The 14,793-nt window shown below is 60.5% G+C and carries 15 protein-coding genes; 7 read left to right on the top strand and 8 right to left on the bottom strand.

The features are described from left to right. Positions 1–67: 67 nt before the first annotated feature. From uhpT to ivbL, 7 genes are all read right to left on the bottom strand, one after another. The gene (gene uhpT, locus ABLU73_RS14295) at positions 68–1,459 is read right to left on the bottom strand and encodes a hexose-6-phosphate:phosphate antiporter (RefSeq protein WP_004202242.1); all 1,392 of its coding nucleotides are present in this window, start codon (positions 1,457–1,459) and stop codon (positions 68–70) included. A gap of 145 nt (positions 1,460–1,604) precedes the next feature. Beyond that, positions 1,605–2,933: an MFS transporter gene (locus ABLU73_RS14290; RefSeq protein ID WP_017899678.1), complete on the bottom strand. Its 1,329-nt coding sequence runs from the start codon at positions 2,931–2,933 to the stop codon at positions 1,605–1,607. Between the two features lie 11 nt (positions 2,934–2,944). Then, positions 2,945–4,426 carry a signal transduction histidine-protein kinase/phosphatase UhpB gene (uhpB, locus tag ABLU73_RS14285; protein ID WP_264924741.1) on the bottom strand — a complete coding sequence of 494 codons (1,482 nt, stop codon included), beginning with the start codon at positions 4,424–4,426 and terminating at the stop codon, positions 2,945–2,947. A gap of 17 nt (positions 4,427–4,443) precedes the next feature. After that, positions 4,444–5,037: a transcriptional regulator UhpA gene (gene uhpA, locus ABLU73_RS14280; RefSeq protein WP_032456764.1), complete on the bottom strand. Its 594-nt coding sequence runs from the start codon at positions 5,035–5,037 to the stop codon at positions 4,444–4,446. Positions 5,038–5,158: 121 nt separating this feature from the next. Continuing rightward, the gene (ilvN, locus tag ABLU73_RS14275) at positions 5,159–5,446 is read right to left on the bottom strand and encodes an acetolactate synthase small subunit (protein ID WP_002923283.1); all 288 of its coding nucleotides are present in this window, start codon (positions 5,444–5,446) and stop codon (positions 5,159–5,161) included. Between the two features lie 3 nt (positions 5,447–5,449). Continuing rightward, complete coding sequence (gene ilvB, locus ABLU73_RS14270) at positions 5,450–7,138, bottom strand: acetolactate synthase large subunit (protein WP_017899674.1); 1,689 nt, start codon at positions 7,136–7,138, stop codon at positions 5,450–5,452. A 104-nt stretch (positions 7,139–7,242) separates the two neighbouring features. Next, positions 7,243–7,338 carry an ilvB operon leader peptide IvbL gene (ivbL, locus tag ABLU73_RS14265; RefSeq protein WP_002923286.1) on the bottom strand — a complete coding sequence of 32 codons (96 nt, stop codon included), beginning with the start codon at positions 7,336–7,338 and terminating at the stop codon, positions 7,243–7,245. Positions 7,339–7,350: 12 nt separating this feature from the next. Between ivbL and ABLU73_RS14260 the strand changes: the two genes are divergently transcribed. The 5 genes from ABLU73_RS14260 to emrD all read left to right on the top strand — a co-directional run bounded on the left by ABLU73_RS14260 (position 7,351) and on the right by emrD (position 10,886). Further along, positions 7,351–7,518, top strand: coding sequence for a hypothetical protein (locus ABLU73_RS14260; protein WP_072096580.1), 168 nt, complete (start codon positions 7,351–7,353; stop codon positions 7,516–7,518). 450 nt (positions 7,519–7,968) lie between these two features. Next, positions 7,969–8,088, top strand: a complete 120-nt coding sequence (tisB, locus tag ABLU73_RS14255) for a type I toxin-antitoxin system toxin TisB (RefSeq protein ID WP_004145059.1) — start codon at positions 7,969–7,971, stop codon at positions 8,086–8,088. A 90-nt stretch (positions 8,089–8,178) separates the two neighbouring features. After that, on the top strand, positions 8,179–8,625 hold the full coding sequence (locus ABLU73_RS14250) for a GNAT family N-acetyltransferase (RefSeq protein ID WP_004202251.1): 447 nt from the start codon (positions 8,179–8,181) through the stop codon (positions 8,623–8,625). Positions 8,626–8,692: 67 nt separating this feature from the next. Continuing rightward, positions 8,693–9,526, top strand: a complete 834-nt coding sequence (locus ABLU73_RS14245) for a DMT family transporter (RefSeq protein WP_004202252.1) — start codon at positions 8,693–8,695, stop codon at positions 9,524–9,526. 175 nt (positions 9,527–9,701) lie between these two features. Beyond that, positions 9,702–10,886: a multidrug efflux MFS transporter EmrD gene (emrD, locus tag ABLU73_RS14240; protein WP_004202254.1), complete on the top strand. Its 1,185-nt coding sequence runs from the start codon at positions 9,702–9,704 to the stop codon at positions 10,884–10,886. A 70-nt stretch (positions 10,887–10,956) separates the two neighbouring features. On the opposite strand, the gene dsdC is transcribed toward emrD, so the two are convergent. Next, positions 10,957–11,880 carry a DNA-binding transcriptional regulator DsdC gene (dsdC, locus tag ABLU73_RS14235; protein WP_264924738.1) on the bottom strand — a complete coding sequence of 308 codons (924 nt, stop codon included), beginning with the start codon at positions 11,878–11,880 and terminating at the stop codon, positions 10,957–10,959. A gap of 226 nt (positions 11,881–12,106) precedes the next feature. Here dsdC and dsdX point away from each other — a divergent pair, with 226 nt between their 5' ends. Next, complete coding sequence (gene dsdX / locus ABLU73_RS14230) at positions 12,107–13,444, top strand: D-serine transporter DsdX (protein ID WP_264924737.1); 1,338 nt, start codon at positions 12,107–12,109, stop codon at positions 13,442–13,444. Between the two features lie 17 nt (positions 13,445–13,461). Next, positions 13,462–14,790: a D-serine ammonia-lyase gene (gene dsdA / locus ABLU73_RS14225; RefSeq protein ID WP_264924740.1), complete on the top strand. Its 1,329-nt coding sequence runs from the start codon at positions 13,462–13,464 to the stop codon at positions 14,788–14,790. The last annotated feature ends 3 nt before the right edge of the window (positions 14,791–14,793 follow it).

The following is a 14,793-nucleotide window of genomic DNA, read 5'->3' as shown; positions in this document are numbered from 1 at the left end:
GCATATTACGCAAGAAATAAAAAAGCCCGGCGCAATGGCCGGGCAAGGTTACCAAATACCTGGTGAATCAGGCAGTCTGCAAAATACGGTTCTTTTTCTCGCGGCGAATTTTACGCTCTTCGAAGATAGCCACGATGGCCATCAGGCAGATACAGCCGATGGCGGCGGCGTCCAGCGCCGCAAAGGTGCCGGCCCAGCCGGTGAGGCCAAAGACCGGGGTGCCGTCCGCGATCATCCCGAGGCCCAGCTTGGCGAAGCTATCGCCGATCAGATAGGCGAAAGTGCCCTTGATCCCATCGGCGGCGCCGATCGCTTTTTTCGGTACGAAGCCAACGGCGGCAACGCCAATCAGCAGCTGCGGGCCAAACACCAGGAAGCCCAGCGCAAACAGCGAAGCCAGATAGACGTACTGATTGCTGGCATGTTGATAAACGCCGAGAGTGGCGATAATCAGCGCCAGCGCGATGCAGGCCACCAGCGCGCGGCGGCCGTTGGCCAGGTCCGACAGCCAGCCCCACAGCAGCGTGCCAACCAGGGCGCCGACCTCAAACAGGGTAAAGCCCTGAATCGCCACCTCTTTCGACAGTTTCAGCTCCTGGAAGGCATACACGGTGGACCATTGATCGATACCGATACGCACCACGTAGAGGAAGATGTTGGAGAAGCACAGCAGCCAGATCACTTTGTTTTTCAGCACGTATTCAACAAAGATCTGCCACTTGGTCATCGCGTTTTCTTCGGTCTCTTTATCCTCTTCGCTGATCGCTTCGCCAAACAGCTCCTCCGCCGTGCCGAGGCCGTAGGATTCCGGCGAGTCGCTACCGTAGCGCAGGCCAATAAAGCCGACGATCAGCGCAATAATCGACGGGAAGATAAACATGCCGATCACGTGGCCGTCGAACAGATAGTTGGCGCCAAACAGCGCCACGCCCGCCGCGCCGGCGCCGCCAAGGTTGTGAGAGATATTCCAGAAGCCGAGGAAGGTGCCGCGTTTGCGTCGTGGCGTCCATTTGGTGATGGTGGAATAGCTGCACGAGCCGCCGGTGCTCTGGAAGAAGCCGCTTAGCGCATAGAAGGCGATCATCAGGAACAGGCTGGTGGAACCCGCACCCATACTGGCGCTAAAGCCCAGCATGCAGATGGCGGAGAGGATCAGCATAAACGGCAGGAACTGCTTGGTGTTTTTGCCATCGGCATAGTAGGAAACCAGGGTTTTCCCTACGCCGTAGGTAATGGAGAAGCCCAGGCCAATCATCCCCAGCTGGGTCATGCTCAACCCGTAGGTGGAGATCATGTCGTTCTGCGCAATATTAAAGTTCTTGCGGATCAGGTACATGGTCAGGTAGCCAATGAAGACCACCAGATAGGACTGCATGAAAGGTTTGAACCACATTTTGCGCCGCACGTCGAGCGGCAGATCCAGGGTCGGCTTACGAACCTGATTCAGAAAGGCCAGCATGGGTATCTCCTGAGCTGATTTTTTATGCCTGCGTCATAGCCAGGCATTGTAAAAATCAGCGCGCCGTCTGGCCTGAGACGGCGTCCAGGTGAAACCGGGAAAATTTCTTAGTTTTGCCCCATTCGCGGCGAAAGAGTGAGATGCATCACGCTTCACTGGCGGCGCGCGGCGCCTGCGCGTTTAAGAACGGCAGCAGCAGCAGCGCGGAAATGCCGGCGGCAATCGCGATCGCCACGAAGAATCCGGTCCAGTGCCAGATATCCATTACCTGCGCCAGCGGCCAGCCGGAAAGCGACGCGCCAAGATATGCGAACAGGCCGACAAACCCGGTAGCCGCCCCGGCGGCCTCTTTATGCGAACACTCCGCCGCCGCCATGCCGATCAGCATCTGCGGGCCGAAGACAAAGAAACCGGTGGTGAAGAAGCAGGCCGCCTGCATCACGTAGCTGGCGAACGGCATCAGCCACAGGCCGCCAACCGACAGCAAAATGCCGGCGGCGAAGATCAGATTCATCGGTCCGCGATTGCCGTTAAACAGCTTATCCGAGCCCCACCCCGCCACCAGCGCGCCGATAAATCCGCCCAGCTCGAACATGGTCACCGCCGAGTTAGCGGTCACCAGATCGACGCCAAGCGTCTCCGACATATACAGATTGCCCCAGTCGTTAATCGCCGCCCGCACCACGTACACCAGCACATAGCACAGCGACAGCAGCCAGATATAGGGGTTTGCCAGCACGTATCGGGTGAGGATCTCTTTGCGCGTCAGCCCGGCGCCCTCCTGCTGCTGGGCAATCTCCAGCGCATCGTGACGCCAGTCGCCCACGGCGGGTAGCCCCACCGCCTGCGGACGATCGCGCAGCCGCCAGCACAGATATAATCCGGCGAGGATCGCCAGGCCGCCGGCGATGGTCATCCCCGCGCGCCAGCCGTAATGTAGCGCCGCCGCTCCCACCACCATCGGGATCAGCGCGCCGCCCACGTTATGCGCCGTATTCCACAGCGCCCACCAGCCGCCGCGTTCGGTGCGTGAATACCAGGCCGTCAGCAGCCGGGCGCAGACCGGCGAGCCCCACCCCTGAAAGAAGGCGTTCAGTGCCCACAGCAGGGCGAAGGCCCACAGTGAGGAAGAAAAACCGAACAGAATATTCACCACCCCGGTGGCGATAAGCCCCAACCCCATAAAATAGCGGGCATCGGAGCGGTCGCTGACGATACCGGAGAAAAATTTCGACAGTCCGTAGGTGATGTAAAACAGCGTGGCCAGCAGACCGATATCGCTGCGGGTCAGCACGTTGCTGGCGAGAATGTCAGGCACCGCGGCGTTAAAGCTTTTGCGGGTGAAATAGAACAGCGCGTAGCCCAGCCAGATGGTCAACAGGATATGGCGGCGCCAGTAGCGATAACGCGCATCAAGCTCGCGTTTATCGCTAATCGGCGCAGCGTCAGGCGGGGCTTTTAAAAAGGCGAACATCAGCGATCCTCTCAGGCGTAACGCAGCGGTAGATTGACGCACACCCGGGTACCGTGGGTGCAGGAGATCGTCAGCGTGCCCCCCAGGGCGGTCACGCGCTCGCGCATGCCGGTCAGACCGAATCCCTGCGCGCTGGAGCCCGGCGGCAGGCCGCAGCCGTCATCCTCCAGCACCAGCATCAGTCGCTCCTCCTGCTGCCAGCCCTGCAGGGTCACGGCGCTGGCGCTGGCGTGCTTGACGATATTGTTCAGTCCCTCCTGGCAGACGCGGAACAGGGTCACGCGCTGGTTTTCGCTCAGTCCCGCCTCGTTAATCCGCCAGTCGAGATGGCTGACAATGCCGCGGTCCTCCAGCTCCATCTCGCGCATCAGAGAATGTACCGCCTGCTCCAGCGGCAGGTCGTCAAGCTGGCGCGGACGCAGGCGGCCCAGCAGGCGACGCACCGAGTCGTAAACCCCCAGCGAGAGGTGTTCAATCAGCTGGCCGCTCTGGCGAACGCTGGCGTTGTCCGGCGCCAGCCGCTGGACGATCCCCGCCTGGGTGCGTATTGCGGTGATGGTCTGGCCGATATCATCATGGAGCTCGCGCGCGACGTCGCGGCGCACGCTCTCTTCGGTCTCCAGCAGGCGATCCGCCAGACGACGATTACGCGCCAGCTCGTTCTGTAGCGACTGGTTAAGCTCGCGCAATCGCTGGATCCCCGCCCCCAGCAGCAGTCCGGTGAGGCTCTGCGCCAGCAGCGAAAGCAGGAGATCGACGGGGTGATCGTGCCAGGTCTGGCTGGCAATCAGGGCGATAGCGTTCATCAATGTGGCGATCAGCGCGCCCTGCCAGCCGTAGTGCCAGGCGAGGGCGATAATCGGCAGCGCAAGGCAAAACGGGGTAAAGCGGGAGAGCTCAGCGGGCAGCCCAAGCTGCAGCCACAGGCTAATGGTGAATAACAACAGATACCAGATCAGATGCCGCCCGCGCCAGTTTACCGGCTGCGCCACCAGCGACGGCCCCAGGGGCCGCCAGACGGTGCTGGTGAGGTAGTGCCAGAACACCAGACAGGTCGGCGCCAGAGTCAGGCCGCCGGTGAGCGTCAACAGCAGGGCGTTAAGACCCTCCTCCCCCTCCGCCAGCCAGGGCAGCGATTGCAGCAGCGCGGCGGCCATTAACGCCCCGCCCTGACGCAGAAGCGTCAGCCAGTCGCGCTGCTGGCGATATCGCGAGATCAGCGCCACCGGCAGGAGGGTCAGCAGGCTTCCGGTCATCAATATTATCGGGTGCGCCAGCGCCACTTCCTGCGCCAGCCAGAAGATCAGCAGCCACTCGGTTCCCAGCAGCACCGGCCAGTAGCCGCGCGGGCACTGCAGCATCAGCCCCAAACGCAGGCCGAAGGGGAACAGCAGCACCGCCAGATCGGCGCGCTCCACCAGATGCAGGCTGATGCTCCACAGACAAAACCAGGCGGCGGCGAAGATAAAGGCGCAGCCGATCACCGACAGCAGGCGCGGGAGTATGGTCTTCATTGCCAGCTGTCAAACATACGGCGCGCCAGCTCGACGTCATTGTTGACGCCCAGCTTTTCCAGCAGGTTAGCGCGGTGAACGTGGACGGTTTTCGGCGACAGTCCGAGCTCAGCGGCGATCTCTTTCACCGCCATGCCCTCCGCCAGCTTTTCCGCCACCTGACGTTCGCGTTTGGTGAGCGGATCCTGGCGCCCGGCGGCCAGCTTCATGGCGATATCCGGTGTGAGATAGCAGCCGCCCGCCGCCACCGTGCGCACCGCGGCGATAAGTTCGTCCGGGCTGCAGCGTTTCGACAGAAAGCCCCGCGCGCCGGCGTTAAGCGCCTGCTCGACCAGCGCCGGGCTGTCGTGCACCGACAGCATGATGGTCGCCATCCCCTTCGGCAGCTGGCTGAGCAGCGCCAGCCCGGAAATATCCGGCATTGAGATATCGCAGATACAGACCTGAACGCCGCGCCCCGGCAACCCCGCCAGCGCCTCGCGGCCGCTGCCAAATTCGGCGACAACCTGAAAATCAGTTTCCAGCCCCAGCAGCTGAGCAAAGCCGGAGCGGACAATCAAATGATCGTCAATAAGGGCGATGGTGGTCATGATAGGGTCCTGGTGCCTGAGGCGACAAAGCGCTGTGTCCGTAGGCCGGATAAGCGCAGCGCCATCCGGCAAAGGCGCTTACCTTAACCATAAGCACCTTACCGTTCAAGCCTTGCGCGATTTACTCGAAGAACACCGCAATTTTGTTAAACATGGTGGGATCGGACTGGTTACGCGCCACTTTGGTGACATCTTCCAGCTTTTCAATCTGGCTAATCATCTGCCCGAGACGCTGATCGTCGTTCACCAGCAGCCAGATGCGGCTGTGTTCGCTGCCCTGAATCGGTAGACAAAGAATCCCTTCGACGTTAAAAGCGCGGCGGGCAAAAAGCCCGCAGACGTGGGTCATGACGCCGGGGTGGTTGCGGACGGTGAGTTCCAGAATGACGTTATCACATTGTTTTTGCATGGCTTATTCCCCCACCATTTCAGTATTGGCCGCACCCGGCGGTACCATCGGATACACTTTCTGCTGCGCGTCGATGCGCACGTGGATCAGCGCCGGTCCCGGACGAGCGATGATCGCCTGCAGCGCCGCCTGCGGATCGGCTTCGTTATTTAAATCACAGGTTTGCAGGCCAAAACCGGCGGCAATCTGCATAAAGTTAATCATCCCCGGATAAGTGGCGGCAAAAACGCCCTGCTGATAAAACAGGCTCTGCTGCTGATGCACCAGCCCCAGCGCTTCGTTGTTCAGCAGAATAATTTTTACATCCAGCTGATTTTCAGCGGCGGTAGCCATCTCCTGAATATTCATCATCAGGCTGCCGTCGCCGGAGAAGCAGATAACCTTGCGCTGCGGATTCGCCAGCGCCGCGCCGATCGCCGCCGGCAGGCCGAAGCCCATGGTGCCGAGGCCGCCGGAGGTCAGCCACTGGCGCGGACGGTTGAGCGGGTAGGCCTGCGCCGTCCACATCTGGTGCTGGCCAACGTCGGTAGTGATGATCGCTTCATCATCCACGCAGGCGGCCACGGCGTTAATCAGGCCGTAATGGGAGAGCGGGTCGCTTTCCTGCGGGATGGCGCAAGGGAATTCGCGCTGCAAGTCGGCCACCAGCTGGCGCCATTCCTCGCGCGGCTGCGCCTCAATCTGCGGGTTCAGCTGGGCTAAGACTTCCGCCACATCGCCCTGAATCGCCACGTGCGGTTGCTTGATTTTGCCCAGCTCGGCGCGGTCGATATCGACGTGGATAATCTTCGCGTTCGGGCAGAACTGCTCGGTCTTGCCAATCGCCCGGTCATCAAAACGCGCGCCTAAAACAATCAGTAAATCCGCTTCCTGCAGAATGAAGTTGGTGCTGCGCGCGCCGTGCATCCCCAGCATCCCCAGCGACAGCGGGTGCGCCTTCGGCAGCATGCCCAGCGCCATCAGGGTCATGGTGGTCGGCAGATTGGCTTTTTCCGCCAGCTCACGGATCTCCTGCGGCGCGTTAATCACCCCGCCGCCCAGATAGAGCACCGGACGCTTCGCCGCATTGATCATCGCCGCCGCTTCGCGCACGCTTTCGGGGGCGAATGCCGGCGGAGCGGCGCGCTCGCCCGGTTCCGGCAACGTTTCCAGCTCAATGGTCGCCGACTGTACGTCCTTAGGAATGTCTATCCACACCGGCCCGGGACGCCCGGACTGAGCAATACGGAAGGCGTCGCTGATCACCTGCGGCAGCTCAGCGATGTCGCGCACCAGATAGTTATGTTTGGTGATGGGGATAGAGATGCCGTAGGTGTCCACTTCCTGGAAGGCGTCGGTGCCAATCATCGATGCCGGCACCTGGCCGGTGATGCAGACCAATGGAATCGAATCCAGGCGGGCATCGGCGATCGCCGTCACCAGGTTCGTCGCCCCCGGGCCGCTGCAGGCCATACAGACCGCTGGTTTGCCTTCGGTACGCGCCATCCCCTGGGCGATAAAGCCCGCGCCCTGCTCGTGGCGCGCCAGGATGTGGCGGATCTGCGTGCTCTGGCTTAAGGCATCGTAAATAGGCAGGATGGAGCCGCCCGGAATGCCGCTAACCATAGTGATACCCTGGCGTTCCAGTAAATGAACAACCAGCTGCGCGCCGGTAAAGCGCATTGTGTTTGATGTGGTGCCCGAACTTGCCATGCTCCAGTCCTTTTCTTCTGGGCCGACTTTACCGGGGGGCTCGCCAACAAAAAACCCCGCTCGGTTTGCGCCGGCGGGGTTTGGAATTCGTGTTGTTCCGGACCCTACGGCGCATTGCCGACGACGACCACCACAGACACGACGACCACCGCGGCTGGCGCGGTTTTTAGTAGGGTCGAAGCGATCAGGGTTGCGTTCATTAGGGACCTGTTGTGTCGAAAAATAAGCTGAATTTATACAAACACAGGTTTTACGTTTTCACAATGGATTTATTTTCATCCACGAAAATTTGCGCGAAAGATCACAGTTCGGCGCAAAAGGGCAGAAAACAAAAAACCCCGCCGGAGCGAGGTTTTTATCAGTATGGTTACAGGTGGTAGCCGCAAGCACACTGTATTACGTCAACGCCAAAAGTATACGCGATCGCTGCAGTTCGCGCAATTTAAGGTCGCTTTTTCTCTGTCATAGAGTATGGGCGAGAGCGGCGGATTTGTCCAAAAAATACTGTTCATCCATACAGTATTTATCTATACTGGGTGTGTTCATGGTGTGCCATTCGGGGGCCGCAAGTTTGACCGGCGCAACGAAGTCCTGGCTGAAACGGGTGGTGCCGTCAGTGCCTTAACCCCGAGAGAGCACACTGTGTTACGTCAACAACGTGCAGTCACTGGTCCGCGCGGCAACGCGTGGTTCAGCGCTGCGCACCCCTGTCGTTGCTGGCGGCGGGCCGGGAAGCCGTCCACGGAAGGAGCAACCATTGGCCAGGGCGACGCCGCCGGCGACAGGCAGGGATAAGCTGGCAACAGGCAGCGGAAAGGTACGTCAGCTTATTGTGCTCCTTAACCACAGGAGACGCGCGTATGGGCGGAATGGATATTATTATTTTAATCCTGAAACTCATGGTTGCTGTGTTGCAACTACTTGATGCAGTCCTGAAACAGTTCCGCTGATTCAGGTTCAAGTCGCACCTGAGGGGGGCGGGAAACCGCCCCCCTGCAGGCGCCCGCCGGGCGTCCCGGGATGACTTGATGGAGGAAGCTATGCCACCCCTGTTAATTGCCGCCACGACGCCGGATGCCCCGGGGTTCGCGGCGCTGCGCACCGAAAGCCTTGAACAGCATTTCAATATGCTGCGCCGCCTGGCGGAAAACTGGCAGAGCGGCAAAAACCGCTTTACCGCGCCGGGCGAAACGCTGCTGGGTGCCTTTGTGAACCACCAGCTGGTTGGGGTATGCGGCATCAATAGCGATCCCTTCAGCCCGCAGCCGCGGGCCGGGCGTATTCGCCATCTCTACATCAGCGAGCGCTACCGCCGCCGGGGGATCGGCCAGCAGTTGCTGGTCTCGGTTATCACCCACTCCAGCGCCTGGTTTGATTTTCTCAACACCCACGCCCCGGCGCAGGCCTGGCCCTTTTATGAAAGGCTTGGCTTTCGCCCGGTGTACGATGAACCGCGGGTGACGCATCGCCTGTTTTGTTCGCTGTAGCCCCCGCTGGCTGGCAGCGCGGGCGCGTGTTACAGTCCGGTGACCTTCACTGTTGAACCTGTCTGCGATGACCATCACCGTATTCTGCATTTTGCTGTTCGCCGCCCTGCTGCACGCCAGCTGGAACGCTATTGTCAAAGCCAGCGGCGATAAAATGTACGCGGCGATCGGCGTCAGCGGCTCGGCCGCGCTGATCGCGCTGGTGATGCTGCCCTTTTCCCCGCAGCCAACGCTTGCCAGCGCCCCCTATCTGCTGGCGTCGTGCGCGTTACAGGTGGTGTATACGGTGCTGGTGGCGAAGACCTATCAGGTGTCGGATATGAGCCAGACCTATCCGCTGATGCGGGGAACTGCCCCATTGCTGGTGGCGGCGATAAGCGTGCTGTTTCTCGGCGATCGTTTGTCGCCGCTGGCCTGGCTGGGCATCGGCGTCATCTGCCTGGCTATTCTGGCGATGGCCTTTAACGGCCGCGCCAGCTCGCGCAAAGGCATCGTGCTGGCGCTGATCAACGCCTGCTTCATCGCCGGCTATACGCTGGTGGACGGCACCGGCGTCCGGCTGGCGGGCTCGGCGCTGGGCTATACCCTGTGGACCTTTTTTATGAACGGCTTCTGCCTGCTAAGCTGGGCAATGATGACCCGCCGCGCTGAAGCCAGCCGCTATCTGCGCCTGCACTGGCGAAAAGGTATCCTCGGCGGTATCGGCACCATGGGCTCCTACGGCCTGGCGCTGTGGGCGATGACCCAGGCGCCGCTGGCGGTGGTCGCCGCGCTGCGTGAAACCTCCATTTTGTTCGGCGCGCTGATCGCTTTTATCGTCCTGAAAGAGCAACTGATGCCGCTGCGCATCTTCGCCGCCTGCGGGATTGCCGCCGGGGCGATCCTCCTGCGCCTTGCGTAGCCTGCAATGGCAACATTAGTTGCCGTTCCTGTTTACATAATCTGCCTGGAATCCCCTCAACAATCGGCACTTTGCAGTTGTTCTGTCATTTTTATATGGTAGATTCCTCCATCGATTACGGGATGTGCCAGTCACATATTCTTCATTTCTCTTTACTCACAAAGTATTCATCGACATGAAACGGCATAAAAACTTCAATTTGTTGTTGATGCTGGTACTGCTGGTGGCCGTTGGCCAGATGGCGCAGACCATATATATTCCGGCCATCGCCGACATGGCGGTCGCGCTGAACGTTCGCGAAGGGGCGGTTCAAAGCGTGATGGCGGCCTACCTGCTGACCTACGGTATTTCACAGCTGTTTTACGGCCCGCTCTCCGACCGCATCGGTCGCCGCCCGGTGATCCTCGTCGGGATGTCGATTTTTATGCTGGCGACGCTGGTCGCCATGACCACCCATAGCCTGCCGGTGCTGATCGCCGCCAGCGCCATGCAAGGGATGGGCACCGGCGTCGGCGGCGTGATGGCGCGCACCCTGCCCCGCGATCTGTACGAAGGCGCCCAGCTGCGTCATGCCAATAGTCTGTTAAATATGGGTATTCTGGTCAGCCCGCTGATTGCCCCGTTGCTCGGCGGCATCCTCGACACCCTGTGGAGCTGGCGCGCCTGTTACGCTTTCCTGCTGGTTCTGTGCGCCGGGGTGACCTTCAGCATGGCGAAATGGATGCCGGAAACGCGCCCGGAGGGCGCGCCGCGCACCAAACTTCTGGCCAGCTACAAAACGCTGTTCGGCACTGGCGCGTTTAACTGCTATCTGCTGATGCTGATCGGCGGCCTGGCGGGGATTGCGGTATTCGAAGCCTGTTCCGGCGTACTGATGGGCGCGGTGCTCGGCCTGAGCAGCATGGCGGTGAGTATTCTGTTTATTCTGCCGATCCCGGCGGCCTTCTTCGGCGCCTGGTTTGCCGGCCGCCCCAACAAGCGTTTCCCGACCCTGATGTGGCAATCGGTTATCTGCTGCCTGCTGGCGGGTCTGATGATGTGGATCCCGGGGCTGCTGGGCGTCATGACCGTCTGGACCCTGCTGGTGCCGGCGGCGCTGTTCTTCTTCGGCGCCGGCATGCTGTTCCCGCTGGCCACCAGCGGCGCGATGGAGCCATTCCCGTTCCTCGCCGGTACCGCCGGGGCGCTGGTTGGCGGCTTGCAGAATATCGGCTCCGGCGTACTGGCCTGGCTGTCGGCGATGATGCCGCAAAACGGTCAGGGCAGCCTCGGTCTGCTGATGATGCTGATGGGTCTGTTGATTCTGCTGTGCTGGCTGCCGCTGGCCTCGCGCTTTACCCACCATCAGCAGCCGGTCTAAGCACCGCTTGGCGCTCCCCGGATAGCGGCTGACGCCTTATCCGGGCTACCTCCCGGTGGCTGCTTTTGTCTTATGTCAGGCTATGCAGCCACTCGATAAAGGCGTCGATTTTCGGCCACTGGCGACCCGGCAGGGTGGTTACATAGTAGTGCTGGTGGCATTTCAGCGTCATATCGCCAAACGGGGCGATCAACTCCCCACTCTCCAGCCGCTTCTGCACCAGCCGCTTACGCCCCATCGCCACCCCGACATGATTCATCGCCGCAATCGTCGCTAAATCGGAACGATCGAAGCCAATCCCCGACGATGGCGGCAGTTCCACCGCAAACTGCTGCGCCCAGCTATACCACTCGTCGGTGCCGGAATCGTTGCTCCATGCCTGGCGGTCGTGGAGCAACGTACAGTGGCGCAGATTGCCCGGATTCGACATTAACTGCCGCTGTTGCGCGTAATTTGGCGTACATACCGGCACGATCGCCTCATCCATCAGAAAATGGTGGCTCAGCTGCGACGACGGCGCATCATCAAAATAGATCGCCAGATCGATGCCCGTCCGCTGCAGGTTAACGTTCTCGTTGCCGGTCAGCACGGTGAGGGAGATGGCCGGGTAACGGCGGGTAAAGTCACCCAAGGCCGGCACCAGCCAGCACTGGGCGATAGAGGGCCGCGAGTAGACCGTCAGACTGCCGGAGAGCTCCTGGTTTTTGATGTCGAGGATCTCCTGATTGAGGCCATCCAGCGACGACTTCAGCGCCCAGTAGACCCGCTTACCTTCACGCGTCAGCTCAACTTTGCGATGCGAGCGGACAAAGAGCAGGATCCCCAGCTCCGCTTCAAGCTGATTAATCCGGTGGCTGACGGCGCCAGGCGTGAGCGCCAGCTCGTCGGCGGCCAGGGCAAACGACTCGTGCCGCGCCGCCACTTCAAAGGTCGACAGCCTGGAGAGCTGCCAGCCGTTCAGCAACCGGGTACCTAAGGTTTTTAGCACATCCATCACGCGTTCCTGGCAAATACAGTGGTTGTTGATGATAAAAAAATCACGGCGATTTTGCCGCTAAAGGGTGAATTAATTTGACCCATAGCATATTTAATGGTCCGTTTTTGAACTAAATCACCCATTTGATTCAATTCTCCTCACCTTAAAGCCCATTTATATCGTTTGTCAGCCCATGACGATTCTCGCTTCAATAAGGCCAGATTATTCACAGGCGAGGTGGAATATGGGTTCGCAAGTCTGGGTTGTGAGCACGCTGCTGATCAGCATCGTGTTAATCGTCTTAACGATCGTCAAACTGAAGTTTCATCCTTTTCTGGCGCTGCTGCTGGCGAGCTTTTTCGTCGGCGCGATGATGGGAATGGGCCCGCTGGAGATGGTCAACGCCATCGAGAGCGGGATCGGCGGCACGCTGGGCTTCCTGGCGGCGGTGATTGGTCTCGGCACCATTCTCGGCAAGATGATGGAGGTCTCCGGCGCGGCGGAGCGCATCGGCCTGGCGCTGCAGCGCTGCCGCTGGCTGTCGGCGGACGTGATTATGGTGCTGGTCGGCCTGATCTGCGGCATCACGCTGTTTGTCGAAGTCGGCGTGGTCCTGCTGATCCCCCTGGCCTTCTCCATCGCCAAAAAAACCCATACCTCGCTGCTGAAGCTAGCTATTCCGCTGTGTACCGCGCTGATGGCGGTGCACTGCGTGGTCCCCCCGCATCCGGCGGCCCTGTTTGTCGCTAACAAACTGGGCGCCGATATCGGCACAGTGATTGTTTATGGCCTGCTGGTCGGTCTGATCGCCTCGCTGGTTGGCGGTCCGCTGTTTCTCAGAGCGTTAGGCAACCGCCTGCCGTACAAACCGGTTCCGGCCGAATTTGCCAACCTTGAGGTCCGCGAGGCGTCGACGCTGCCGTCGCTCGGCGCCACGCTGTTTACCGTACTGCTGCCGATTGGCCTGATGCTGGTGAAAACCGTCGCCGAACTGAACATGGCGAAAGGCGGCAAGCTGTATACGGTGCTGGAATTTATCGGCAACCCGATCACCGCGATGTTTATCGCCGTCTTTGTCGCCTATTACATGCTCGGCATTCGTCGGCAGATGGGGATGGGCATCCTGCTGACCCATACGGAAAACGGCTTTGGGTCTATCGCCAACATCCTGCTGATTATCGGCGCAGGCGGCGCATTCAACGCGATTTTAAAATCCAGCGGCCTGGCCGATAGCCTGGCGGTGATCCTGTCGAACCTCGATATGCACCCGATTTTGCTGGCCTGGCTGGTGGCGCTTATCCTGCACGCCGCCGTTGGCTCCGCCACCGTGGCGATGATGGGCGCTACCGCCATCGTTGCCCCGATGCTGCCGCTTTATCCCGGCGTCAGCCCGGAGATCATCGCCATTGCCATCGGTTCCGGCGCCATTGGCTGCACGATCGTCACCGACTCCCTGTTCTGGCTGGTAAAACAGTACTGCGGCGCCAGCCTCAGTGAAACGTTCAAGTACTACACGACGGCGACTTTTATCGCGTCGCTACTTGCACTGGCCGCCACCTTCCTGCTTTCTTTCATTATCTGAGCGCAAAGAGACGTATGATGAAACACGCTGACCTGACCACCTTAACCGCGACCTTCCCGCTTGTGCAGGATCTGATCGCCCTGAAAGAAACCACCTGGTTTAACCCCGCCACCACCACCCTGGCGAAGGGATTGCCTTACGTCGGCCTGACCGCCGACGACGTGCAGGACGCCCATGCCCGCCTGCAGCGCTTCGCGCCCTATCTGGCGGAAGCCTTCCCGGAAACAGCCGCCAGCGGCGGGATTATCGAATCGGAAGTGGTCGCCATTCCAGCAATGAAGCACCGCCTTGAGCAAAAATTCGGCCAGCCGATTGGCGGCGAACTGCTGCTGAAAAAAGACAGCCATCTGCCGATCTCCGGCTCGATCAAAGCGCGCGGCGGCATTTATGAAGTGCTGACCCATGCGGAAAAGCTGGCATTGGAAGCCGGACTGCTGACTACCGCAGACGATTATCGCAAATTGCTGACGCCGGAGTTTAAACAGTTCTTCAGCCAGTACAGCATCGCCGTCGGCTCCACCGGCAACCTCGGGATGTCGATCGGCATCATGAGCGCCCGCATCGGCTTTAAGGTTACCGTGCATATGTCCGCAGACGCCCGGGCGTGGAAAAAGGCCAAACTGCGCAGCCACGGCGTGACGGTGGTGGAGTATGAAGAGGACTACGGCGTGGCGGTCGAACAGGGGCGCAAGGCGGCGGAATCCGACCCAAACTGCTTTTTCATCGACGATGAAAATTCGCGCACGCTGTTCCTCGGCTATGCCGTGGCCGGCGAGCGCCTGAAGGCGCAGTTCGCCAAAGCCGGACGGGTGGTCGATACCGACCATCCGCTGTTCGTCTACCTGCCGTGCGGCGTCGGCGGCGGCCCTGGCGGCGTGGCGTTTGGCCTCAAGCTGGCCTTTGGCGACCACGTTCACTGCCTGTTCGCCGAACCGACCCACTCCCCCTGCATGCTGCTCGGCGTCTATACCGGGCTTCATGACCAGATAGCGGTGCAGGATTTAGGCATTGATAATCTGACCGCCGCCGACGGTCTGGCGGTCGGCCGGGCGTCCGGCTTCGTTGGCCGGGCAATGGAGCGCCTGCTCGACGGGTTCTATACCCTTGATGACCAGACGATGTATGACATGCTGGGCTGGCTGGCGACAGCGGAAAATATCCGCCTTGAACCCTCCGCGCTGGCCGGAATGGCCGGGCCGCAGCGCGTCTGTGCCAGCAAAGCGTACCATCAGCTGCAGGGGCTGAGTGAGCAACAGCTGCAGCAGGCGACCCACCTGGTGTGGGCCACCGGCGGCGGAATGGTGCCGGAAGAGGAGATGGCGCAGTATCTGGCGAAGGGGCGCTAATCT

It is taken from the genome of Klebsiella sp. GG_Kp175 (assembly GCF_040062325.1).
Taxonomy (GTDB): Bacteria; Pseudomonadota; Gammaproteobacteria; order Enterobacterales; family Enterobacteriaceae; genus Klebsiella; species Klebsiella quasipneumoniae.
Note: the sequence above shows the minus strand (reverse complement) of the source record. Positions and strands in the feature narration are given on the sequence as shown.

Coding starts and splice junctions, on each gene's coding strand:
- ivbL (WP_002923286.1), bottom strand. CDS start 7,338: ATGAACGCAACCCTGATCGCTTCGACCCTACTAAAAACCGCGCCAGCC.
- dsdC (WP_264924738.1), bottom strand. CDS start 11,880: ATGGATGTGCTAAAAACCTTAGGTACCCGGTTGCTGAACGGCTGGCAG.
- emrD (WP_004202254.1), top strand. CDS start 9,702: ATGAAACGGCATAAAAACTTCAATTTGTTGTTGATGCTGGTACTGCTG.
- uhpA (WP_032456764.1), bottom strand. CDS start 5,037: ATGACCACCATCGCCCTTATTGACGATCATTTGATTGTCCGCTCCGGC.
- uhpT (WP_004202242.1), bottom strand. CDS start 1,459: ATGCTGGCCTTTCTGAATCAGGTTCGTAAGCCGACCCTGGATCTGCCG.
- dsdX (WP_264924737.1), top strand. CDS start 12,107: ATGGGTTCGCAAGTCTGGGTTGTGAGCACGCTGCTGATCAGCATCGTG.
- ABLU73_RS14290 (WP_017899678.1), bottom strand. CDS start 2,933: ATGTTCGCCTTTTTAAAAGCCCCGCCTGACGCTGCGCCGATTAGCGAT.
- ilvN (WP_002923283.1), bottom strand. CDS start 5,446: ATGCAAAAACAATGTGATAACGTCATTCTGGAACTCACCGTCCGCAAC.
- ABLU73_RS14245 (WP_004202252.1), top strand. CDS start 8,693: ATGACCATCACCGTATTCTGCATTTTGCTGTTCGCCGCCCTGCTGCAC.
- ABLU73_RS14250 (WP_004202251.1), top strand. CDS start 8,179: ATGCCACCCCTGTTAATTGCCGCCACGACGCCGGATGCCCCGGGGTTC.
- dsdA (WP_264924740.1), top strand. CDS start 13,462: ATGAAACACGCTGACCTGACCACCTTAACCGCGACCTTCCCGCTTGTG.
- ilvB (WP_017899674.1), bottom strand. CDS start 7,138: ATGGCAAGTTCGGGCACCACATCAAACACAATGCGCTTTACCGGCGCG.